Source organism: Streptomyces actuosus (assembly GCF_016921115.1).
Classification (GTDB): domain Bacteria; phylum Actinomycetota; class Actinomycetes; order Streptomycetales; family Streptomycetaceae; genus Streptomyces; species Streptomyces actuosus_A.
The window spans coordinates 44716-66772 of record NZ_JAFFZS010000009.1; the positions used below are offsets into that span (position 1 = coordinate 44716).

18 protein-coding genes are annotated in these 22057 nt (G+C 68.8%); 1 reads left to right on the forward strand and 17 read right to left on the reverse strand.

Going from position 1 to position 22057, the window contains the following annotated elements:
• Nucleotides 1–70: 70 nt before the first annotated feature.
• From JS756_RS13995 to JS756_RS14005, 3 genes are all read right to left on the reverse strand, one after another.
• On the reverse strand, nucleotides 71–484 hold the full coding sequence (locus JS756_RS13995) for a DUF6113 family protein (protein ID WP_205383414.1): 414 nt from the start codon (nucleotides 482–484) through the stop codon (nucleotides 71–73).
• A complete protein-coding gene (gene mshB, locus JS756_RS14000) occupies nucleotides 481–1578 on the reverse strand; it encodes an N-acetyl-1-D-myo-inositol-2-amino-2-deoxy-alpha-D-glucopyranoside deacetylase (protein WP_205383415.1) in 1098 nt (365 codons plus the stop codon). The genes JS756_RS13995 and mshB overlap by 4 nt, the downstream gene beginning before the upstream one ends.
• Nucleotides 1579–1951: 373 nt before the next feature.
• Nucleotides 1952–2146: a hypothetical protein gene (locus JS756_RS14005; protein ID WP_205383416.1), complete on the reverse strand. Its 195-nt coding sequence runs from the start codon at nucleotides 2144–2146 to the stop codon at nucleotides 1952–1954.
• Nucleotides 2147–2302: 156 nt separating this feature from the next.
• On the opposite strand from JS756_RS14005, the gene JS756_RS14010 reads away from it, so the two are divergent.
• The gene (locus tag JS756_RS14010; protein ID WP_205383417.1) at nucleotides 2303–4423 is read left to right on the forward strand and encodes a S9 family peptidase; all 2121 of its coding nucleotides are present in this window, start codon (nucleotides 2303–2305) and stop codon (nucleotides 4421–4423) included.
• 142 nt (nucleotides 4424–4565) lie between these two features.
• Here the strand turns inward: JS756_RS14010 and JS756_RS14015 are convergent, their stop codons facing one another.
• The 14 genes from JS756_RS14015 to typA all read right to left on the reverse strand — a co-directional run bounded on the left by JS756_RS14015 (nucleotide 4566) and on the right by typA (nucleotide 21987).
• Nucleotides 4566–5618: a YHYH protein gene (locus tag JS756_RS14015; protein ID WP_205383418.1), complete on the reverse strand. Its 1053-nt coding sequence runs from the start codon at nucleotides 5616–5618 to the stop codon at nucleotides 4566–4568.
• A gap of 12 nt (nucleotides 5619–5630) precedes the next feature.
• Nucleotides 5631–6257 carry a YbhB/YbcL family Raf kinase inhibitor-like protein gene (locus JS756_RS14020; protein WP_205383419.1) on the reverse strand — a complete coding sequence of 209 codons (627 nt, stop codon included), beginning with the start codon at nucleotides 6255–6257 and terminating at the stop codon, nucleotides 5631–5633.
• The gene (locus JS756_RS14025; RefSeq protein WP_205383420.1) at nucleotides 6254–6973 is read right to left on the reverse strand and encodes a hypothetical protein; all 720 of its coding nucleotides are present in this window, start codon (nucleotides 6971–6973) and stop codon (nucleotides 6254–6256) included. The genes JS756_RS14020 and JS756_RS14025 overlap by 4 nt, the downstream gene beginning before the upstream one ends.
• A 421-nt stretch (nucleotides 6974–7394) precedes the next feature.
• On the reverse strand, nucleotides 7395–8444 hold the full coding sequence (locus JS756_RS14030; protein WP_205383421.1) for an ABC transporter ATP-binding protein: 1050 nt from the start codon (nucleotides 8442–8444) through the stop codon (nucleotides 7395–7397).
• Nucleotides 8437–9411 (reverse strand): ABC transporter ATP-binding protein, encoded by a 975-nt coding sequence (locus JS756_RS14035; protein WP_205383422.1) that lies wholly within the window; start codon nucleotides 9409–9411, stop codon nucleotides 8437–8439. The genes JS756_RS14030 and JS756_RS14035 overlap by 8 nt, the downstream gene beginning before the upstream one ends.
• Nucleotides 9412–9421: 10 nt before the next feature.
• Complete coding sequence (locus JS756_RS14040; RefSeq protein WP_205383423.1) at nucleotides 9422–10402, reverse strand: ABC transporter permease; 981 nt, start codon at nucleotides 10400–10402, stop codon at nucleotides 9422–9424.
• Nucleotides 10395–11318, reverse strand: a complete 924-nt coding sequence (locus tag JS756_RS14045; protein ID WP_205383424.1) for an ABC transporter permease — start codon at nucleotides 11316–11318, stop codon at nucleotides 10395–10397. The genes JS756_RS14040 and JS756_RS14045 overlap by 8 nt, the downstream gene beginning before the upstream one ends.
• Nucleotides 11319–11324: 6 nt before the next feature.
• Nucleotides 11325–12950: a peptide ABC transporter substrate-binding protein gene (locus tag JS756_RS14050; RefSeq protein WP_205383425.1), complete on the reverse strand. Its 1626-nt coding sequence runs from the start codon at nucleotides 12948–12950 to the stop codon at nucleotides 11325–11327.
• Between the two features lie 521 nt (nucleotides 12951–13471).
• Entirely contained in the window at nucleotides 13472–14596 is a 1125-nt protein-coding gene (locus JS756_RS14055; protein ID WP_205383426.1) for an ABC transporter ATP-binding protein, read from the reverse strand.
• A 13-nt stretch (nucleotides 14597–14609) separates the two neighbouring features.
• Entirely contained in the window at nucleotides 14610–15671 is a 1062-nt protein-coding gene (locus JS756_RS14060; RefSeq protein ID WP_205383427.1) for an ABC transporter ATP-binding protein, read from the reverse strand.
• 15 nt (nucleotides 15672–15686) lie between these two features.
• Entirely contained in the window at nucleotides 15687–16664 is a 978-nt protein-coding gene (locus JS756_RS14065) for an ABC transporter permease (protein ID WP_205383428.1), read from the reverse strand.
• 99 nt (nucleotides 16665–16763) lie between these two features.
• On the reverse strand, nucleotides 16764–18569 hold the full coding sequence (locus JS756_RS14070; RefSeq protein WP_205383429.1) for an ABC transporter substrate-binding protein: 1806 nt from the start codon (nucleotides 18567–18569) through the stop codon (nucleotides 16764–16766).
• Between the two features lie 101 nt (nucleotides 18570–18670).
• Nucleotides 18671–19690 (reverse strand): ABC transporter permease, encoded by a 1020-nt coding sequence (locus JS756_RS14075; RefSeq protein ID WP_205383430.1) that lies wholly within the window; start codon nucleotides 19688–19690, stop codon nucleotides 18671–18673.
• Between the two features lie 380 nt (nucleotides 19691–20070).
• Nucleotides 20071–21987, reverse strand: coding sequence for a translational GTPase TypA (gene typA, locus JS756_RS14080; protein ID WP_205383431.1), 1917 nt, complete (start codon nucleotides 21985–21987; stop codon nucleotides 20071–20073).
• Nucleotides 21988–22057 lie beyond the last annotated feature (70 nt).

The following is a 22057-nucleotide window of genomic DNA, read 5'->3' on the forward strand; positions in this document are numbered from 1 at the left end:
GCGTGTATCCCACGGCCGTCGGGGAAACCCCCACCACTCCCGCACGTGCGTGTTATGGCGAAGTGGTACGTCACTTGCCAAGTCGGGCGGAACCGGCGTCCGGTTGCCCTCCCGCGCCGACAGTGGCGCAGATCACAGCGAGGGCCATGCCGCCGAGCAGGAAGAGGTAGGAGCCGCTTCCCGCGCCGAACAGGAAATCGCCCTCGGGACGGCCGACGGTGAGCGCGATGACGGTGATCACCCAGCCCGCGGCGGGCGCGACGGCCCCCGCGCGGCCGCGGGTGGCCCGGGACCCCCCGAGGAAGAGCCCGGCCGCGCCCGCGAGGGCGAGCAGCAGCCCGCCGGGGAACCAGCCGGCCTGCACCAGCGACCCGGCGACACCGGTGATCGCGCCGAGCAGGAACAGTCCGAGATACGCGGCGAAGCGTGCGGCGGAGGGCGGCTTGAGCGGCTGGGCGAGCGAGGAGGTGATGCGGTCGCTCACGATGCCCTCCCCTTCCCGGACGGGGTCCCAGCGGAGTCCTCGGCGGAGCCGCCGGGCGAGTTCCCGGTGGAGCCGCCGGCGGGGCCGTCGGCAGGACGTCCGACCGAGCTCCCGGCAGGACTCCCGGCGGAGAGCCCGGCCGGACCCCCGGCGGCGCTCGCGGCGGAACTCTCGGCGGGGATCCCCGCGAACAGATCGGTCTCGAACCGGGCCCCTTCCGGCCCGTCCGCCTCGGGACCGTGCGCGCGCTCCCCGTGCACCAACTCGTAGTACTCGGTGGTGAACAGGGGCTGCGCGAGTTCGTTGGAGAGGGCGAAGTAGGGTTCGGCGACCTCGATCTGGGTGGCGTGCGCCCGCATCGCGGCGGCCTTGGCCGCCGCGTACGCGGTCCCGTCGATCGCCGCGGTGACCTGTTCCTCCCCGACCACGCCGGGGACGTCGTCGACGGCGGCGCTCCTGCCGAAGGGCAGGCCGGGCAGGTCACCGGCGAGGCGGTCGAAGGCGGCCTCGGCGACCGGGCGCGGGACCCGGTTCCAGTAGATCCTGGGGATCGTCCAGCCGGCCTCGGCGGCCAGCCGCGCCGCCCGCATGGCGACGCGGTGGGCCTGGATGTGGTCGGGGTGGCCGTAGCCGCCGTTGTCGTCGTACGTGACCAGCACCTGGGGGCGGGTCTCGAGGATCACCGGGACGAGGTGCCCGGCGGCCTCGTCCACGTCGGCCCGCCAGAAGCAGTGCGGGTCCTCGTTGTCGGGCAGGCCCATCATCCCGGAGTCGCCGTAGCGGCCGGCGCCGCCCAGCAGGCGGAAGTCGGTGACCCCGAGGGCGCGCATGGCCGCCGTCAGTTCGCTCAGCCGCCACTGGCCCAGTGCGGCGCCGCTCAGGTGCGCCAGCTCGGGCGGAACGACCTCCCCGCGCTCGCCGAGCGTGCAGGTCACCAGCGTCACCCGGGCGCCCTCGGCGGCGTACCTGGCCATGGTCGCGCCGTTGTTGATCGACTCGTCGTCCGGGTGCGCGTGCACCAGGAGCAGACGCCGCGCGGCGCGAGGCAGGGGTTCCCCCGGCTCGGTGAGCGCGGGGGCGGGCTGTTCGGTCATGCCACCCACCCTAAGGGCCGTCCCGCGGTCCCCGGCGGGCGCACGACGACAGTCACGGCATCTCGCCGGAGCCGGCACGCCCGCCCCGGAGCGCCCGCCCCCGGCACGGTCGCCGGTTGCGGCGCCCCGCGTCGACGCCCCCCTCCGCCGTGCGGCCGGACCCGTCCGGCCCGCACCCACCGGCGAAGGCAGGCGGCGGCGGGCGAACGCGGGTGCGCCGCGACCTGATCCGCAGGTCACGGACCGAGGGCTGCGGCACAGGCCCCGACCCGTCGTCGCCTCTGCCGACTCTGCCGCTTCCGACGCCTCCGTCCGCCCGGTCCCGGGGCTCCCGATTCCCGGTCGATCCCGTCCCCGGGCACATCGGCGCAGGTCAGAACTTGAGGTTGCCGATCATGCCCGCGATGTTCGTGGTCAGCTCGCTGATCGTGGGGGCCACCGTCGACGACGCGAGGTAGAACCCGAGCAGCATGCAGACGACCGCGTGCGCCGCCTTCAGTCCGGACTTCTTGATGAGAAGGAAGACGATGATCGCCAGCAGCACCACCGCCGAAATCGAGAGTGCCACGGCGGTTCACCTCCAAACAGAGCAGGGCACGGTGTAAGTCCACGCAGGAGCCAGCAGGTTGATACCCACACAGCGTTAGTGATCATAGCTATCCGTACGCGCGCATCGGTCGGCGCACGGACGCGCAAGGGGGCGCATGGCCAATATGGTCGAGGCATGACGACCGAGCCTGACTCCTTTCCCCGGCGGCACGCCCGCACCCAGCGTTTCAGCCTCGGCGCGCCGCGTTCCTTCACCGTGGCGCCCGACGGCACCCGTGTCGTGTTCCTGAGGTCGAGCTCCGGTACGGACCGGGCCGGCGCCCTGTGGGTGCTGGACCCGGCGGACGGCACCGAGCGCACGGCGGCCGACCCCGTCGCCCTGCTGGGCGGCGCCGACGAGGACCTGCCGCCCGAGGAGCGGGCGCGCCGCGAACGGAGCCGGGAAGGCGGGGCCGGCATCGTCGGCTATGCCACCGACACGGCCGTGGAGCTCGCGTCTTTCGCCTTGTCAGGACGACTGTTCACGGCGGAGCTGCGTGCCGGCACGGCCCGCGAACTGACCGCCGCCGGGCCGGTGGTGGACCCGCGCCCCTCCCCCGACGGCCGCCACGTCGCCTACGTCGCGCGGGGCGCCCTGCGGGTGGTGGGCGCCGAGGGCGACGGGGACCGGGCGCTGGTGGAGCCCGAGGCCGAGGGGGTCACGTACGGGCTGGCGGAGTTCGTCGCCGCCGAGGAGATGGCGCGTTCGCGCGGGTTCTGGTGGGCGCCGGAGTCGGACCGGCTGCTGGTGGCGCGCGTGGACGACACGCCGGTGCAGCGGTGGTGGATCGCGGATCCGGCCAGGCCGGAACGTGAGCCATCCCACGTGGCGTATCCGGCGGCGGGCACGGCCAACGCGGACGTACGGCTGTTCGTGGTGGGTCTGGACGGGGCCCGCACGGAGGTCTCCTGGGATCGGGCGCGCTACCCGTATCTGGCGCGAGTGCACTGGTCAGCCGCGGGTGCGCCGCTGCTGCTCGTGCAGGCCCGCGACCAGCGCAGCCAGCTGTACCTGGCGGTGGACCCGGACACCGGGGCGACCCGGATGGTGCACGCCGACGAAGATCCGATTTGGCTGGAACTTTTCGCCGGGGTGCCGTGCTGGTCGCCCTCCGGACAGCTGGTCCGGATCGCGGACGAGGGCGGGGCGCGCGTCCTCGCCGTGGGTGAACGCCCGCTGACCAACCGGCAGTTGCACGTCCGTGCGGTCCTCGACGTCGGGGACGAGGACGTGCTGGTCTCGGCCTCGGCCGGCCCGGACGCGGAGGCCCCGGAGATCGGCGAGGTGCACGTCTACCGGGTGAACGAGCTGGGCGTGGAGCGCGTCTGGGAGGAGCCCGGCGTGCACACCGCGGTCCGGGCCGGGGGCGTGACCGTCCTGGTGTCGGCCGTGCCGGCCCGACCGGGCACCCAGGTGCGGGTGCTGCGCGACGGCAAGCACGTGGCGCCGGTCCACAGTCACGCCGAGGACCCCGGTATGACCCTCCGCGTGACACTCGCCGAGGGGGGCGCGCGCCGCGTTCCGTGCGCCGTGCTGCTGCCCCGGGACTATGACGGGAGCGCACCGCTGCCCGTCCTCATGGACCCCTACGGCGGCCCGCACGGACAGCGGGTGGTCGCGGCGCACAACGCGTACCTGACGTCGCAGTGGTTCGCCGACCAGGGTTTCGCGGTGGTCGTGGCGGACGGCCGCGGCACGCCGGGCCGCTCCCCCGGCTGGGAGAAGGCGGTCCGGGACGACATCGCCGCCGTCGTCCTGCAGGACCAGGTCGACGCCCTCCAGGGGCTGGCCGCCGGTTTCCCGCTCGACCTGAACCGGGTCGCCGTGCGCGGCTGGTCCTTCGGCGGCTATCTGGCGGCGCTGGCGGTCCTGCGCCGCCCGGACGTCTTCCACGCCGCGGTGGTGGGCGCCCCGGTCACCGACCTGCGCCTGTACGACACCCACTACCAGGAGCGATACCTGGGCCACCCGGGCGAGCAGCCGGAGGTGTACCGGCGCAACTCGGTGATCGACGACACGGGCCTGGTCGACGCCGCGGAGCCGCACCGCCCGATGATGATCATCCACGGCCTCGCGGACGACAACGTGGTGGTCGCCCACTCCCTGCGCCTGTCCTCGGCGCTGCTGGCCGCCGGCCGCCCGCACGAGGTGCTGCCGCTGTCCGGTGTCACCCACATGACGCCGCAGGAGGAGGTCGCGGAGAACCTGCTCCGGCTCCAGCTGGACTTCCTCCAGCGGTCGCTGTCCCTGACCTGAGCGCCCGACCGGACGTACCGGGACGCGCCGCCGATCACCGGCGGCGCCGTCACGGCCGGTCGCGCGGTTCCCGCGCTCCCCAGCGGTTCCCCGCGCTCGTCGGCACAGTGCCTCCGATCCGCTGTGGAGTTCACGGGTGCCGTCAGCTTTCGACTGCGGTACTGGAGCCCGGTGTTCCGGTGCGGGTGCCCTCCCGTGCGTAGGTCTCGGTCGTCACCGTTCCCTGGGGATCGGTGAAGGTGAAGCGGACGCTCGATGAGGTGACGGTGTACGCCACCTCGCCGGTGGCGCCGCCGAGAGAGTACTCAAGCCGGTAGGAGCCTGGTTCGGGGGACGTGAAGCCTGTGACGGTCGCTCCGGCCAGCGGCGTCCGGGCGGGCCGGAACGCGGTGGTGACGGGCTGGGGGTCCACCTGGTCGTCCACGACGCTGACCACTCCTCGCAGGCCTCCGTTGATGTACGGGTAGGTGCGCGTGCCGTGGTAGTGGTAGGTACCGCCGGGCGACTCGTGACCGTTGAACTCGTCCAGGCCGGTAACGGTGCTGCCATCGGGCTCGGTCTCGCCGTAGAGGGGATAGCCGTCGAGCGCGTAGGCGATGGGGTGCTTCCTGCCGACGGAGTCCTGCAGGTGCAGGGGGGCGATGTGGTAGTGGTAGTCGTCGCCGCGTCCGGCGTGGCCGCCCCACTTGTCGAGCTCGCCCGCCAGGTATGCGTCGTCGCCTCGGTTGTTGAGCGCGTTGAAGATCGGCACGCCGTTCACCGCCAGAGCGATCGCGCCGCGGTAGAGCGCCGTCCTTCCCGACACCGGCTCGTCCGCCGGCGCCGGCGCCGAAGGGATGCGCCAGGCGTTGGTCCCGGTGTAGGGCTGGGACACGGGTACCTGCTGCTGCCAACTCGTTATGCCCACCATCATGTCGTGGGTCGGCAGGCCGTTGCTCTCGACGAGCCAGAACTCGCCGTCAGTGACGACCTTGACGGTGTCGGCGAACTCCTCGAAGCCGCTCAGCGTGGTGAGCGGCGCCCCGCTTGTCTGTTCGGCTGTGCCCGTACTCCGGTTCCCGGAGGAGTCGCTGCATGCTCCCAGGAGGACGGCACCCAGGCCGGCCGCCCCCGCTCGCAGCAGCCGACGCCTGGTCACCATGTGTGCAGGAAGCCGGATGTAGCCGTGTTCGTGGTGCTCGCGCGGGTCAGACACGTGAAACCACTCCTATGAGCTGCGCGCGTAGGTGACAGTGATGGAGTCGCGGGCAAGTGTGATGTCGTCGACAGCGGCCAGCAGTGCCTCACGGTCGGCAGCCGCCGGGTCGGGCAGGTCGGCCGGCCCGGACAGGGCGTACACGGTGATGGTGTAGGCCTTCTCCCCCGGTCCCTTCGAACACGGAGGGGCGTAGCCGAGTTGATCGTTCACACTGTTGGTGCCGACCGTCGCATCGCCGTTCGAGCCGGCCGCGATGCCTGTGACGGACGGGTCGATGCCCCACAGCGTCCAGTACCAGTGCCAGTCGTCATCGGGGGCGTGATGATCCATCAACACCGCGAGGCTTCTCGTCCCGTCGGGCACGTCGGCCCACCCGATCGGTGGTGAGATCGCCGAACCGTCGCAGGTGAAGTCGACGGGTAGTTCTCCGCCGTCGGCCATCGCCGGACTGACGATGCCGAACCCGGTCGAAGTCGCTGTGCCGCTCGGATGCGAGGTCACCTCGGCGCCGGCCGTGGCCGATCCGGTGGGTGCTGCTGATGCTGTCGTCGATCCGCCGCCGCTGCCGCAGGCGGTAGTGATCAAGGCGAGTGCCAGAACGACGGACATGTGCGCGCCGCGGCGGAGTGATGTCATGCGGTGATCTCTTTTCGAAAGAGGATCGTGTTGTCGATCTTGAGGTCGGAACCCCAGATCAGCTTGGCGCCGTCATCCCATTCGATTTCGGCGTAGCCCCCTTTCGGCCCGACGTCGGCGGAAGTCCATTCGGTTGCCGACGCCCATGACCTGTCGTTGAAGTCGGCGCTCGTCCATTCCTTCGGGGTGTCAATGATCTCGGACTCACAGGTGGTGTCCGGGTCGGCGCTCTTCTCGCATTCGGTGTTCAGCGGGGCACGGTGCACGACAAGCGCAGACCAGGAGTCGTCCGTTGCTGCGACGACTTTTCCCCTCCCAGTGTCGGTGACTTGCGCAATCATGCCGCCGTCGCCCATCTGCTGCCTGTCCGTGCCGATGTACTCAAGACCGGAATCAGACTCCTTGAAGTCCTTTGCTTCGATCGCCACAGTGAAAGGAGCTGCAGCCCTGAATGTGAACGTCTCTGCGTTGAAGGAGCGTTCGGTCGTGATCGGCACCGAGTCCTCCCCGATCAGTTCACCGTCGACATAGACAGCCATCCAGTTGTCCGCCCAGATGTCGATCTGGTACTCGGTCGAGTCGCCGGCGCTTTCGTCGGCGGTGCCGGCTCCACCCCCGTCTGCCTGGCCGACGCCTTGAGAATCGGATCCCGAGGTGCAGGCGACAGCCGAAGCGGCAAGCATGAGAGACAGAAGGGCAGTACGGATGCGACGCATAGGACGGACACCTCGCCGGAAGACGGAACGTGGGGTGAACCAGTCAGCGCGGGCCCCTGCTGCAGGGGGCACCCCGATCAGCACCGAGCCCGGTGAACTGATCGAGAGCGCCAGAACAACCGGTCTCCGGTACGCCTTGCTTCGGACCCTCCCCCGCGAGTCCACGCCGGCAGCACGAAAGCCGGTTCACCGGACCACCGAATTGGCATGGAACATACACCGGCCCGACCACGCCGTGAAATGCATGGATGGAAATCCACAGGAAAACCAATGGAAATCACAGGAAGGCTTGAGGTGGCTGCCTCTCAAACATGTTTACACACAGGCAACTCGACGGAAGCGGCACCGATATACGGACACAGGAGGCTGAAGAGCGTACGGCCGTGCGGGTGCCGTAGTGGACGGGCCGGGGTGGGTCATGTCACCCCGGCCCGTTTCCGGTCTCCTCCGGCGGCACGACCTGCCGCTCCTCCGCGAAGTGGCACGCCGAGTCGTGGACCGCCGGGCCCTGCGCACCCCGGAACGCCTCCGGCACCGCGAGCTCCGGCACTTCCAGGGCGCACCGCTCCTTCGCCTTCCAGCAGCGGGTGCGGAAGCGGCAGCCGGACGGGACGTTCGTCGGCGACGGGACGTCACCGGCGAGGATGATCCGCTCGCGCTCCTCGCGCGCCTCCGGGTCGGGGACGGGTACGGCGGAGAGCAGCGCCTGCGTGTAGGGGTGCGTGGGGTGGTCGTAGATCTGCGCGTCGGAGCCGATCTCCACGATCCGCCCCAGGTACATCACGCCGACCCGGTCGGAGATGTGACGGACGATCGACAGGTCGTGCGCGATGAAGACGTACGAGAGGTCGAAGTCCTTCTGGAGGCTCTCCAGCAGGTTGATGACCTGTGCCTGGACGGAGACGTCGAGCGCGGAGACCGGCTCGTCCGCCACGATCACCTCGGGGCGCAGGGCCAGCCCGCGGGCGATGCCGATGCGCTGGCGCTGGCCGCCGGAGAACTGGTGCGGATAGCGGTTGATGTACTCGGGGTTGAGACCCACGACGTCGAGCAGTTCCTGGACCCTCCGGCGCCGGTCGCCCTTGGGGGCGACCTCGGGGTGGATGTCGAAGGGCTCCCCGATGATGTCGCCGACCGTCATACGGGGGTTGAGGGAGGTGTAGGGGTCCTGGAACACCATCTGGATGTTGCGGCGCACGGCCTTCAGGGCCCGGCCCGACAGGCGCGTGATGTCCTCGCCCTTGAACCGGATGGTGCCCGCCGTCGGCCGTTCGAGGTTGACCAGCATCTTGGCGACCGTGGACTTGCCGCAGCCCGACTCCCCGACGATGCCGAGGGTCTCGCCCTGGTGCAGGACGAGGTCGACGCCGTCCACGGCCTTCACCGCGCCGACCTGCTTCTTGAAGAGGATGCCCCGGGTGAGCGGGTAGTGCTTGACGAGCCCGCTGACCTCGAGAATCGGCTCAGCCATCGAGGCACTCCCTCCAGAAGTGGCAGGCGCTTCCACGGGTCTCGGAGACCTCGTACAGCGGCGGCACGTCGGTGCGGCACACGTCCTGGGCCATCGGGCAGCGCGGGTGGAAGGCGCAGCCCGGCGGGATGTCCATGAGGTTGGGCGGCAGGCCCTTGATGGCGTACAGCTCCAGGCCCTTGTGGTCCAGACGCGGAATGGAGTCGAGCAGCCCGCGGGTGTACGGGTGGGCGGGGGCCTTGTAGATGTCGTGCACGGGGGCGGTCTCGACGATCCGGCCGGCGTACATCACGGCGATGCGGTCGGCGACGTCGGCGACCACGCCGAGGTCGTGGGTGATGAGGATGAGCCCCATGTTGTACTCGCGCTGAAGCTCCGCGAGCAGGTCCATGACCTGGGCCTGGACGGTCACGTCGAGGGCGGTCGTGGGTTCGTCGGCGATGATGAGCGCGGGTTCGAGCGCGAGCGCCATCGCGATCATGATGCGCTGGCGCATGCCGCCGGAGAACTGGTGCGGGTACTGCCTGACCCGTTCCGCGGCGGCCGGGATGCGTACCCGGTCCATCAGCTCCACGGCCTTGGCGCGGGCGTCCTTGCGGGACATGCCGCGGTGGACGACGAACATCTCCCCCAGCTGGTCGCCGACGCTCAGCACCGGGTTCAGGGACGACAGGGCGTCCTGGAAGATCATCGCCATCCCGGCGCCGCGGACCTTCCGGCGCTCGTCCTCCTTCATCTTCAGCAGGTCCTCGCCCTGGAAGAGGATCTCGCCGCCGGTGATCTTCCCGGGTGGGATGTCGAGGATGCCCATGATCGCCTGCGCGGTGACCGACTTGCCGGACCCGGACTCGCCCAGCACGGCGAGCGTCTCGCCGGCGTCGACGCTGTAGTTGACGCCGTTGACGGCCTTGGCGACCCCGTCCCGGGTGTGGAACTCCACCTGCAGATCACGCACTTCGAGCAGCATGGCGTTCAGGTCACCTCAGCTTCGGGTCGAGGGCGTCGCGCACCGCGTCGCCGAGCATGATGAACGCCAGTACGGTGACCGCCAGGGCGCCGGACGGCCACAGCAGCGCGTGCGGGGCGTTGCGGACGTAGGGCGAGGCCGCGGAGATGTCGATGCCCCAGGACACTCTCGGGGGCTTGAGACCGACGCCGAGGTAGGACAGGGTCGCCTCCAGGGCGATGTAGGTGCCGAGCGCGATGGTCGCGACGACGATCACCGGGGCGACCGCGTTGGGCGCGATGTGGCGCAGCAGGATGCGGGAGTGGCCGGCGCCCAGGGCGCTGGCGGCGTGGACGTAGTCGTTCTGCTTGGCGGTGATCACCGAGCCGCGGGCGATGCGGGAGATCTGCGGCCAGCCGAGCAGGACCATGAACCCGATGACCGGCCAGATGGTGTTGCTGGTGACCACCGACAGCAGGACCAGTCCGCCGAGGACGACCGGGATCGCGAAGAAGATGTCCGTGAGGCGGGACAGGAGGGAGTCCCAGCCGCCGCCGAAGAACCCGGCCAGACCGCCGAGGGCCGAGCCGAACAGGCCGACGCCGAGGGTGGCGAGGACGCCGACGGCGACGGAGGTGCGGGCGCCGTAGACGGTGCGGGTGTACACGTCGCAGCCCTGTCCGTCGAAGCCGAACGGGTGCCCGGGCTGGGAGCCCTCCTGGGCCTTGGCGAGGTCGCACTGCAGGGGGCTCTCCCAGGTGATGGCCGACGGCCACAGGGAGATGAAGACCAGGAACAGGATGATCAGCCCGGAGATGATGAAGACCGGGTTGCGGCGCAGGTCGCGCCAGGCGTCCGACCACAGACTGCGGGGCTTGCCGGCCGGGCCGGTGCCCTCCGGCCCGTACGGGGTCTTCTCCAGCGTCTCCGCCTCACTGGCGCCGAGGTCCATGGCTCCGCCGGCGCCGGTGCCCGCGATGGCGCCCTCCTGGTCGTTCGGCTGCTCAGGCATAGCGGATCCTCGGGTCGAGTACGGCGTACAGGAGGTCCACGAGCAGGTTCGCCACCAGGAAGACCAGGACCAGGACGGTCACGAAGCCGACCACGGTCTGGGTGTTCTGCCGGAGGATGCCCTGGTAGAGCTGGTAGCCGACGCCGTGGATGTTGAAGATGCGCTCGGTGACGATCGCGCCGCCCATCAGCGCGCCGATGTCGGTGCCGATGAAGGTGACCACCGGGATGAGGGAGTTGCGCAGCAGGTGCCGGGTGACGACCCGGTGGCGGGGCAGTCCCTTGGCGACGGCGGTGCGGACGTAGTCGGCGCGCTTGTTCTCGGCGATGGAGGTGCGGGTCAGCCGGGTGACGTAGGCGAGGGAGACGGAGGCCAGCACCAGGCCGGGCACGATCAGCTCGTTGAAGGGGGCCTCCGGCGACACCGACGGTTTGATCCAGCCCCACTGGACGCCGAGCAGGAGCTGCAGCAGCAGGCCGGTGACGAAGGTGGGCACGGAGATGACGACGAGGGTGGCGAGGAGGACCCCGGTGTCGACGGGTCGGCCCCGGTGCAGGCCCGTGACGACGCCGAGGGTGATGCCGATGACGATCTCGAAGAGGATCGCGACGATGGTGAGCCGGATGGTCACGGGGAACGCCGACGCCATGAGCTCGGTCACCGGCTGGCCGTTGAACGCCGTCCCGAAGTCGCCGGTGAAGACGTTCCCCATGTAGGTCACGTACTGCTGCCACACGGGCTTGTCGAGGCCGAACTCCTTCTTGAGCTGGGCGGCGGTGGCCGGATCGCACTGCCGATCACCGCACAGCCCCGCGATGGGGTCGCCCATCACGTTGACCATCAGGAAGATCAGCAGCGTGGCTCCGATGAACACCGGGATCATCTGGAGCAGCCGCCGGACGACATAGCGCCCCATGGCGGATCAGCCCACCTTGATCTCGTTGTAGACCGGGACGGAGAAGGGGTTGAGCTTGACGTTGGACAGCCGCTCCGAGAAGCCGGCGCTGCCGTTCTGGTACCAGAGCGGGATGGCCGCCATGTTGTCCCGGACGACCTCCTCGGCCTGCTGGAAGGTCTGGACGGCCTTGCTGGTGTCGGTCTCGGCGTTGGCCTGGTCGACGAGCTTGTCGAACTGCTGGTTGGACCACTTGCCGTCGTTGGAGGAGGCGTTGGTGTAGTACAGCGGCTGGAGGAAGTTCTGGATGAGCGGGTAGTCCATCTGCCAGCCGGCGCGGAACGGGCCGGTCATCTTCTGGTCGCCGATCTGGTTGCGGAAGTCCGCGAAGGTGCCGATGGGGTTGCCCACGCACGCCTTGTTGTTGCCCAGGGCGTTGTTGATGGAGTTGCAGACCGCGTCGACCCACTGCTTGTGGGAGCCCGTGTCGGCGTTGTACGAGATCTTGATCTGCCCGTTGGGCAGGCCGCCGCCCTCCTCGATGAGCTTCTTGGCCTCGCTCGGGTTGTACGTGCAGGCGTCGCCGCACAGCCCGTCCTGGAAGCCGCCGTCCTTGCCCAGCACCGGCGAGGTCCAGTCGCTGGCCGGGGTGCGGGTCTTCTGGAAGATCGTGTCGGTGATCTGCTGCCGGTTGATGGCCATCGACATGCCCGTGCGGACCTTCTGCGCGCCGGCCGTGTCCCAGTCCTTGTCGTAGAACGGGAAGGCGAGCGTCTGGATGATGCCGGCCGGGGTGTTGAGGTAGCGGTCGCCGAGGTCGTTCTGGACGTTCTTCAGCTGGGAGGCGGGGATGTCGTCGACGAGGTCGAGGTTGCCGGCCAGCAGGTCCGTGTAGGCGGTGTTGTTGTCGGTGTAGACCTTCAGGGTCACACCGCCGTTCTGGGCCTTGTCGTCGCCGGGGTAGCCGTCCCACTTCGTGAGCTGCATCTGCGAGCCCTTGGAGTACGACTGGATGGTGTAGGGCCCGTTGCCGATCGGCTTGCTCAGCCAGGCGCTGTGGTCGTCGAAGAACGACTGGGGCAGCGGGGCGAAGGCGACGTAGCCGAGGGTGTCGGGGAACGTCGAGAACTTCTGCGTGAGCTTGACGGTGAAGGTCATGTCGTCGACGACCGTCAGGCCGGAGAGCGTGTCGGCCGTCTGGGCGCTGCCGTCCTCGGGGTGCACCTGGTCGTAGCCCTGGATGTAGCCGAAGAAGTAGGCGTTCTTCTGGTTGTTCTTCAGGCTGGCGCCGTAGTTCCAGGCGTCGACGAAGGACTTCGCCGTCACCTTCTCGCCGTCGCTGAAGGTCCAGCCGTCCTTGACCTTGATCGTGAAGGTCTGCGAGTCGGAGGTGTCGATGCTGTCGGCGAGCATGTTCTGCGCCTCGCCGGTCTCCGGGTCGTAGCGCTTGAGCCCCCGGAAGATCATGTCGAGGACCTTGCCGCCCTGCACCTCGTTGGTGTTGGCCGGCTCCAGCGGGTTCTGCGGGTCGCCCCAGGAGGCACTGAGCACCGCACTGCTGTCGCTGCCGCTGCCGCCTCCCCCGCAGGCCGTCGCCACAAGGGCTACGGACGCCGCGCAAGCGGCCCATTTGGCGTGCGTGGCTCCGCGCATGGAGTGCCTCCTCGTTGACGCGCAGGTTGTGCGCTGTGCGGACAGCGCCGGAACGCTGGTCCTTGATCGGCCTTACCGGCCAATATCGACACAAGAGGAGCAGATTGCACCCTGCATTCCGCCCTTCGGAGGAACGGCGGCGCCGGACGGACGGTGGGGCGTCCCGGCACGGCGAAGGCCCGCGCCGGGTGGCGCGGGCCTTCGTACTGCTGACGGGGGCGGGTCGAACGGTCCGCCCCCGGGTTCCGGCGTCCGGTACGACACGGCGCCCGGGCGGGGGCGGCACCGTGCCGTACCGGGCGCGCGGTGCCCCGGCCGGGACGAGCGGCGAGTCCACGGGCCGGGTCGGGGCGGGCGCGCGGCGGGCGGGACCCCGGCCGCCGCCTCGGGCACACCGGGGCCCTCGGGCCCCGGCGGGTGCGCGCCCGCAGGCTCCGGGGACGGCAACGGCCCTCCCCACGACGCGCAGAGGGGCACGGACACGCCGGCGTACCGGCCGCGTACCGCACCCCTCCGGCGCGTCAGTCCTTGCCGGCCCCGTCGCCCTCCAGCGCCTTCAGCGCCGGGTCCATGACGACGTCCTGCGCACGGCCCTGGAGCGTGGGCTCCTCCGGGAAGTGGCACGCGGTCAGGTGGCCCTCGCGGCTGCCGGAGAGCTTGACGAGCGGCGGCTCCTCCGAGGCGCACTTGTCCTGCGCCTTCCAGCAGCGGGTGCGGAAGCGGCAGCCGGACGGCGGCGAGATCGGCGACGGGACGTCACCGGTCAGGCGGATGCGCTCCCGGGCCTCGCCCTCGCCGTCGAGGTCGATCTCGGGCACCGCCGACAGCAGGGCGTGCGTGTACGGGTGGCGGGGGTGGTTGTAGATCGAGTCGCGGTCGCCGACCTCGACCACCTTGCCGAGGTACATCACCGCGACACGCTGCGAGAAGTGGCGCACGACGGCCAGGTCGTGGGCGATGAACAGGAACGCGATGCCCAGTTCCTTCTGGACCTCCTGGAGCAGGTTCACGACCTGCGCCTGGATGGACACGTCCAGCGCGGAGACCGGCTCGTCCGCCACGATCAGCTTCGGCTCCAGTGCCAGCGCGCGGGCCACGCCGATGCGCTGCCGCTGGCCGCCGGAGAACTCGTGCGGGAAGCGGTTGTAGTGCTCGGGGTTGAGGCCGACCAGCTCCAGCAGCTCCCGGACCTTCTTCTCCCGGCCACCCGCGGGCTCGATCCCGTTGACCTCCATCGGGGCCTTGATGATCGAGCCGACGGTCTGCCGCGGGTTCAGCGAGGAGTACGGGTCCTGGAAGATCATCTGGATCTCGGACCGCACCGGCGCCAGCTGCTTGCGCGAGGCGTGCGTGATGTCCTGACCCGCGTACGTGATCCTGCCGGCGGTCGGCTCCATGAGCCGGGTGATGAGCCGGCCGGTGGTCGACTTGCCGCAGCCGGACTCGCCGACCAGGCCGACGCTCTCGCCGACGCCGACCGTGAGGTCGACGCCGTCGACCGCCTGGACCGCGCCGACCTTCCGCTTGATCGGGAAGCCGCCGTAGATCGGGAAGTGCTTGGTCAGTCCCTCGACCTCGAGCAGCGTCTCCGGAGTCGTGGTGTCGGCCGGGCCCTGCTGTGCGGGGAGGGTGAGGTTGTCGCTCATGTCTCGGATCTCCCTAGCGCAGCCGGGGCTGGATCTTGTCGATGAAGAGGGTCTGCTTCTGCTCCGCCGTCAGGTGGCACGCAGAGGCCCGGCCGTCGCCCAGCGGCGGGCGGGTGGTCGAGCACTGGTTGCCGGGGACCAGGTCCGTGTACGCGCAGCGCGGGTGGAAACGGCAGCCGTCGGGCGGGGTCAGCAGCGACGGCGGGGCGCCGGGGATCGGCTCCAGCGCCTCGTCGAGGTTGCTGTCCAGTCGCGGCATGGAGCTGAGCAGACCCCAGGTGTAGGGGTGCTTCGGCGTGCTCATCACCTCGCGCGCGGAGCCGCGCTCCACGGCCCGGCCCGCGTACATCACCAGCAGGTCGTCGGCCATCTGCGAGATGACGCCGAGGTCGTGGGTGATGAAGATGATCGCGGAGCCGAACTCCTGCTGGAGGTCCTTGAGCAGGTCCAGGATCTGCGCCTGCACGGTCACGTCGAGCGCGGTGGTCGGCTCGTCGGCGATCAGCAGGTCGGGGTCGCACATCAGCGCCATGGCGATCATCGCACGCTGGCGCATACCGCCGGAGAACTGGTGCGGGTAGTCGTCGAAGCGCGTCTTGGGCTGCGGGATGCCGACCTTGGTGAGCATCTCGATCGCGCGGTCCTTCGCCTCCTTCTTGGAGGCGCCGCGGTGCTTCATGAACGGCTCGGACAGCTGCCGGCCCACCGTGTAGAACGGCGACAGGGCCGTCAGCGGGTCCTGGAAGATCATCGCCATCTTGTTGCCGCGGAGCTGCTCCAGCTCCTTCTCACTGGCGGTGATCAGTTCCTTGCCGTCCATCACGATCTCACCGTCGACGGTGGTGGTCCGCGGGGAGTGCAGGCCGAGGATCGTGAGGTTGGTGACCGACTTGCCCGAGCCGGACTCGCCCACGATCCCGAGGGTCTTGCCGCGCTGGACGTCGAAGGAGAGGCCGTCGACCGCCTTCACGGGGCCGTCCTCGGTGGAGAACGTCACCTTCAGATCGCGAACCGACAGGAAGCTCTCCGGCCCGGTCGGGGCGGATGCGTCCTCGGTCTTGGTCAGTGTGGTCACGGGGGTTCGTTCTTCCTAGGAGAGCCGGACGCGCGGGTCGATGAACGCGTACGCGATGTCGGTGAGGATGTTGACGATCAGGATGAAGAAGGCACCGACCAGCATCACGCCCATGGTCAGCGGCAGGTCCTTGGTCGTGGCGCCGTTCACCGCGAGTCGGCCGATGCCCTGCAGGGAGAAGGTCAACTCGGTGACCACGGCACCGCCGAGCATGGCGCTGAAGTCGATGCCGAAGACCGTCACGATCGGGATCAGCGAGCCGCGCCAGGCGTAGCGGAAGAAGACGTACTTCTTCGACATGCCCTTGGCGCGCGCGGTACGGACGTGCTCCTCGGCCAGCTGCTCGATCATGGAGGAGCGCGCCATACGGGTGTACTGCGCGGTGAAGATCGTGGCCATCACGCACACCGGGATGGACATGCCGACGAACCAGCCGACCGGGTCCTGGGTGAGGGGAACGTACTTGGGGTCCTCCATCAGGCCCGTGCTGTACACGAGGATGACGAGGACGATCGGCCCGAGGAAGTAGATCTGGAACGAACTGAGCACCATGGACGCGCCGGTGGCGAACTTGTCCACGAAGCTGCCGCGCCGGAAGGCCGCGAGCATGCCCGCGCCGATGCCGACGACGAGGAAGACGATCGAACCGCCGACGGTGAGGGTGAGGGTCAGCGGGAAGCGGTCCATGATGGTGCTCCACACCATCTCACCGGAGTAGAACGACTGGCCCAGGCACGGCGCGGAGCAGTGCCCGGTGGGGAAGTCGCGCCCCATGAAGATGCCCGTCATGAAGTCCCAGAACTGCTGGGCGACGGGCAGGTTGAGCCCCAGGGCCTCCCGGATGTCCGCCAGTCTCTGAGGCGAGCAGTCCTTGCCGCAGGCCAGGGAGGCGTAGTCGGAGGGCGCGGCAACGAACAGGAAGAACGTCGCCGCTCCGATGAGGAAGAGCGTGACGACGGCACCAAGTGTGCGCCGGATGATGAACTGAAGCATGGCGGACTGGCTGCTCTCTGCGGAGACGGTGGAAAGGTTTCGCTCGGAAGCGGGAGCCCGCGCCGCCTGGTGCGGGCTCCCGCTTTCAGTCCTGGAGCGTTACGACTTCAGGTACAGACGGGTCACGTCGATGTAGCTCGACACCGAGCTGTACCGGGCGCCGCCGATGTTCGAACCGAACAGCTGGAGCTGCTTGGTGTACCACAGCGGAGCAGCCGGGATGACGTTCTCCAGCAGGTAGTGCTGCGCTTCCTTCCAGGTGGCCGCGGCCTCGGTCGGCTCCTGCGTGACGGCCTTCTTGATCAGCGCGTCGACCTTCGGGTCCTTGACGTGCGAGTAGTTCGCGGACCCGTCGAAGACCTGGCTCGGGTCGTAGACCGGCGTGACGACCGTGCTGGGCGACGGCCAGTCCTGGCCCCAGCCGCTGATGTAGATGTCGTACGGGTTGTTGAGCTTGCCGATCTGCTCGTAGTAGCTCGCGGAGTCGATCTCCTTGGCCACCACGTCGATGCCGACCTTGGTCAGGGCGTCCTCGATCGCGACCTTGCGCTTCTGGCCGGCCTCGCTGTTGGAGTAGGCGAAGACCAGCTTCTTCTCGGCGGCCGGGACGTCCTTGAGGATCTCCTTGGCCTTCTCGATGTTGCCCTGCGGCGTCTTGAGGCGGCCGTACGGGTCGTAGGTGGCCTCGTAGCCCGGCAGAGTCGGGGCGAAGTAGTTCGGGGCCACGTCGCCGCCGTAGGCACCGCCCTCACCGGCGATGAGCGACTTGGAGTTGACGGCGTAGGTGACGGCCTCGCGGACCTTCTTGTCCTTCACCCGGTCCAGGTTGAAGTCCAGCTGCATGACGTAGGGCTGGTAGCCCTTGATCGTGCGCTTGCTGATCTCCGGGTTGCCGACGACGTCCTGGATCTGCGTGGCCTCGACGCTGCCGGTGAACTGGATGGTGTTCTTGTTGTCGCCCTGGTCGGCGATCAGACGCTTGGTCTGGGTCGACTCGGTGACACCGAACTGGAAGTTGAAGCCGTCCACGTACTGGTGACGGACCGAGTCGGTCTTCGGGTCCCAGTTGGTGTTCTTGACGAGCTTCATGACCTTGCCGACCTTGTACTCGGCAATCTTGTACGGGCCGGTGGCGACCGGGGCCGTGTCGTACTTCTCCTTGGTGTCCGCCTTCTCCGGGACGATGGCGTAACCGGCCATGGCCAGCGTCTGCGGCAGGTCCGGGCGCGGCTTGTCGAAGTGGAAGACGACCGTCTTGTCGTCCGGGGTGTCCAGGACGGAGGCCGGCAGGTGCTTGCCGTCGAAGCCGCCGCCGGGCAGCTGCTTGCGGTAGTCGGCGGAGTTGGCGTCGCCGGCGAGCCAGGTCTGCAGGTACGTCGGGCCGTCGAAGATGAACTTCGCGTACAGGCGCTCGACGCTGTGGCGGACGTCGGCCGAGGTGATGGCGTTGCCGTTCTGGTCCTTGACGCCGTCCTTCAGCTTGAACGTCCAGGTCTTGCCGCCGTCCGAGGACTGACCGGAGTCGGTGGCGAGGTCACCGGCGACCGAGACGTTGCCCTTGTCGTCCTCCTGGAACTGCGTCAGGCGGCGGAAGAGCAGGTTGGCGATCTGACCGGCGTCGGAGACGTAGATCTGACCCGGGTCGAGGTGGGACAGGCCCGCCTCCTGGTAGACCTGGATGGTGCCGCCGGCCTTGGCGCCGGGGACGTCCTTGGCAGGGCCGGTGGAGCCGGCGGCGTCGATGTACGCCACCGCCTGGGACTGCGTCGCAGCCTGCTTCTGGTCCTTCTTCGAGTCCGCGTTGGACTTGCCGCCCTCGTTCTTGGAGCACGCGGTGAGCGCGAGGGAGCCGGCCGCGAGGGCGACCACGACGGCGCGAGCCGTGCGTGAGCGATGAGACATCATGTGGCGAATCCACCTACCTGTCGGTTGTTATCCATGAGTACTGCCAGGCGCCGGCCGGCCGGCCGTGCGGGGGTGGCAGCCACCCCCCACCAATGGACGATTTATCGCCCGGACTTGGGGTCGAAGGCGTCCCGTACGGAGTCTCCGAGGAGGTTGAAGCACAGAACGAAGATCACCAGCGCGAGACCCGGGAAGAACATGAAGGCCGGGTCCTGCTCGGCGTAGTGCGCACCGGCCGCGAACAGTCGTCCCCAGTCGGGCGTCGGCTCGACGAAACCGACGCCGGCGAAGGAGAGGAACGCGATGGTGAGGATGGTGCTGGGCAGCTGGAACGTGAACTGCACCAGGATGGGCGTCACCACGTTCGGCAGGATCTCCTTGCGGACGATACGCCAGGGTGAGGCACCGGAGACCTTGGCGGCCTCGACGAACTCCCGCTCACGCAACGACAGTACGGTCGACCGCACCAGTCGGGCCATGCCCATCCAGCCCAGCAGCCACAGCACGATCAGCATCGCGAGGGCCCGGAAGTAGGTGGGCGTCTCCTCCCGCGGGTCCACGAAGAACGCGGTCACCACCGGCATGAAGGCGATGAAGAACAGCTGCTGCGGGAAGGAGAGGAAGAAGTCGGTGACCCGGCCGATCCAGTAGTCCGTCCGGCCGCCGAAGTAGCCACCGATGAGACCGATGACGACGCCCGTGGTCATCACCAGGGTAGTGATGCCGACCGCCATCCAGAGCGACGTCCGCATGCCGTACACCAGCATGGCGAACAGGTCCCGGCCGTACTGCGGTTCGACACCGAACCAGTGGTCGCCGGACACACCGCCCAGGTAGCCGAGCGGCAGACCGAAGTCGTCCAGCACCGGCTTGTCGGCGAACGTCGGGTCCTGGCCGTACAGCGTGTACGGGTTCGTGCCGCTGAGCTTCGTCAGCAGCGGCGCGCACAGGGAGACGACGAAGTAGAAAATCACTATCCAGGCACAGATGACACCGGTACGGTCCCGCTTGAAGCGCTGCCACATCAACTGGCCGGGGGAGCGCCCCTCGAGCTTCTGCTCGTCCTTCGCAGGCTCGGGGGTCGACTCGAGCTCAGGGTCCAAGGCGACTGGACTGGTCATGTGTGTTCTTCCCCCGGGGGGTTGGAGAGTTGAGCGCAGCACAGATACCGGCAGGTTCTGTGGTTTGGGGGAACTTTCGCCAACGTGTTCAACGCGAGTCAAGGGTGGAAGGCATAGGGATCTCCCTACCGTCCATATTTTGAGGAAAAATTGCAAAGATTGACACCTGCACGCGCTTGACTGGTGAGACACCAAACAGTCAAATCGGACACTAAGGCGCACATTTCCGTTTACATGTCCGAAACCTGAGTGTGTCGACACCGATAACCGGACAGGGTTGCGGAGAGCCTCACCAGCGCATACAGCCCGAAGGCCCGGCCCTCCGCATCGGAGGGCCGGGCCTCGGGTGATGCCCCGCGAGAAGCCCCGCGGAAGCCGGCTCAGCCGTGCTTGGCGCGGCTGGCGGCCCGGGCGCGCTCACGGGCGTCCAGGTTCACCTTGCGGATGCGAACGGCCTCGGGGGTGACCTCGACGCACTCGTCGTCGCGGCAGAACTCCAGGGACTGCTCCAGCGACAGCTTGCGCGGCGGTACGATCGACTCGGCCACGTCGGCCGTGGACGACCGCATGTTGGTCAGCTTCTTCTCCTTGGTGATGTTGACGTCCATGTCGTCGGAGCGGGAGTTCTCACCGACGATCATGCCCTCGTACACCTCGGTGCCGGGCTCCGTGAAGAGCACGCCGCGCTCCTGGAGGTTCGTCATCGCGAACGCCGTGACGGCGCCGGAGCGGTCGGCGACCAGGGAGCCGTTGTTGCGGGTCTGGAGCGTGCCGAACCAGGGCTCGTGGCCCTCGTGGATCGAGTGGGCGATACCCGTGCCGCGGGTCTGGGTGAGGAACTCCGTCCGGAATCCGATCAGACCGCGGGAGGGCACCACGAACTCCATGCGGACCCAGCCCGAGCCGTGGTTGGACATGTTGTCCATCCGGCCCTTGCGGACGCCCATGAGCTGGGTGACGGCGCCCATGTGCTCCTCGGGCACGTCGATGGTCATGCGCTCGACGGGCTCGTGGACCTTGCCGTCGACCTCGCGGGTGACCACCTGGGGCTTGCCGATGGTCAGCTCGAAGCCCTCGCGGCGCATCTGCTCGACCAGGATGGCCAGCGCCAGCTCGCCGCGGCCCTGCACCTCCCAGGCGTCCGGACGCTCGGTGTCCAGGACCCGCAGCGACACGTTGCCGATCAGCTCGCGGTCCAGCCGGTCCTTCACCTGCCGGGCGGTGACCTTGCGGTCCTTCACGGCCGCCTTGTTGTCGGCGCCCTTGCCGGTGCCGCCGCGGCCGACCAGCGGGGAGGTGTTGGTACCGATGGTCATGGAGATCGCGGGCTCGTCGACCGTGATCAGCGGCAGCGCCTGCGGGTTCTCGGGGTCGGCCAGCGTCTCGCCGATCATGATGTCCGGGATGCCGGCGACGGCGCAGATGTCACCCGGGCCGGCCTTCTCGGCGGGCTTGCGGGTGAGCGCCTCGGTCATCATCAGCTCGGAGATGCGGACGTTGGCGACGGACCCGTCGCGCTTCATCCACGCGACCGTCTGGCCCTTCTTCAGCTCGCCCTGGTGCACGCGCAGCAGCGCGATACGGCCGAGGAAGTTGTCGGCGTCCAGGTTGGTGACGTGCGCCTGGAGCGGGGCCTCCTCGTCGTAGGTGGGGGCCGGGATGTGCTCCAGGATCGTGGAGAAGAACGGCTCCAGGCTGGTGGAGTCCGACGGGACCGTGCCGTCCTCCGGCTTGGTCAGTGAGGCGATGCCGTCACGGCCGCAGGCGTAGACGATCGGGAACTCGATCTGCTCCTCGTCCGCGTCCAGGTCGAGGAAGAGGTCGTAGGCCTCGTTGACGACCTCGTCGATACGGGCGTCGGGCCGGTCCGTCTTGTTGATGCACAGGATGATCGGCAGCCGGGCCTGAAGGGCCTTGCGCAGCACGAAGCGGGTCTGCGGCAGCGGACCCTCGGAGGCGTCGACCAGCAGGACGACACCGTCGACCATCGACAGACCGCGCTCGACCTCGCCGCCGAAGTCGGCGTGGCCGGGGGTGTCGATGATGTTGATCGTGATCGGGTCCCCGCCGTCCTTCGGGTGGTATTTGACCGCCGTGTTCTTGGCGAGGATCGTGATGCCCTTCTCACGCTCCAGGTCGTTCGAGTCCATCATGCGGTCGTCGACGGAATCGAGCTGGTGGGCGGCGAAGGCGCCGGCCTGCTTCAGCATGCCGTCGACGATCGTGGTCTTGCCGTGGTCGACGTGGGCGACGATGGCGACATTGCGGATGTCGTGACGCGTGGCGGTCACAGCCATAGTGCGGCGTACTCCCGGAGTGTGAGGAAGGCCCTCGCGCACCTCGGTGTGCGGGCCCTGCCGGGCTTGA

Coding starts and splice junctions, on each gene's coding strand:
- typA (WP_205383431.1), bottom strand. CDS start 21,987: ATGGCTGTGACCGCCACGCGTCACGACATCCGCAATGTCGCCATCGTC.
- JS756_RS14030 (WP_205383421.1), bottom strand. CDS start 8,444: ATGGCTGAGCCGATTCTCGAGGTCAGCGGGCTCGTCAAGCACTACCCG.
- JS756_RS14010 (WP_205383417.1), top strand. CDS start 2,303: ATGACGACCGAGCCTGACTCCTTTCCCCGGCGGCACGCCCGCACCCAG.
- mshB (WP_205383415.1), bottom strand. CDS start 1,578: ATGACCGAACAGCCCGCCCCCGCGCTCACCGAGCCGGGGGAACCCCTG.
- JS756_RS14035 (WP_205383422.1), bottom strand. CDS start 9,411: ATGCTGCTCGAAGTGCGTGATCTGCAGGTGGAGTTCCACACCCGGGAC.
- JS756_RS14065 (WP_205383428.1), bottom strand. CDS start 16,664: ATGCTTCAGTTCATCATCCGGCGCACACTTGGTGCCGTCGTCACGCTC.
- JS756_RS14025 (WP_205383420.1), bottom strand. CDS start 6,973: ATGCGTCGCATCCGTACTGCCCTTCTGTCTCTCATGCTTGCCGCTTCG.
- JS756_RS14040 (WP_205383423.1), bottom strand. CDS start 10,402: ATGCCTGAGCAGCCGAACGACCAGGAGGGCGCCATCGCGGGCACCGGC.
- JS756_RS14075 (WP_205383430.1), bottom strand. CDS start 19,690: ATGACCAGTCCAGTCGCCTTGGACCCTGAGCTCGAGTCGACCCCCGAG.
- JS756_RS14020 (WP_205383419.1), bottom strand. CDS start 6,257: ATGACATCACTCCGCCGCGGCGCGCACATGTCCGTCGTTCTGGCACTC.
- JS756_RS14055 (WP_205383426.1), bottom strand. CDS start 14,596: ATGAGCGACAACCTCACCCTCCCCGCACAGCAGGGCCCGGCCGACACC.
- JS756_RS14070 (WP_205383429.1), bottom strand. CDS start 18,569: ATGATGTCTCATCGCTCACGCACGGCTCGCGCCGTCGTGGTCGCCCTC.
- JS756_RS14045 (WP_205383424.1), bottom strand. CDS start 11,318: ATGGGGCGCTATGTCGTCCGGCGGCTGCTCCAGATGATCCCGGTGTTC.
- JS756_RS14050 (WP_205383425.1), bottom strand. CDS start 12,950: ATGCGCGGAGCCACGCACGCCAAATGGGCCGCTTGCGCGGCGTCCGTA.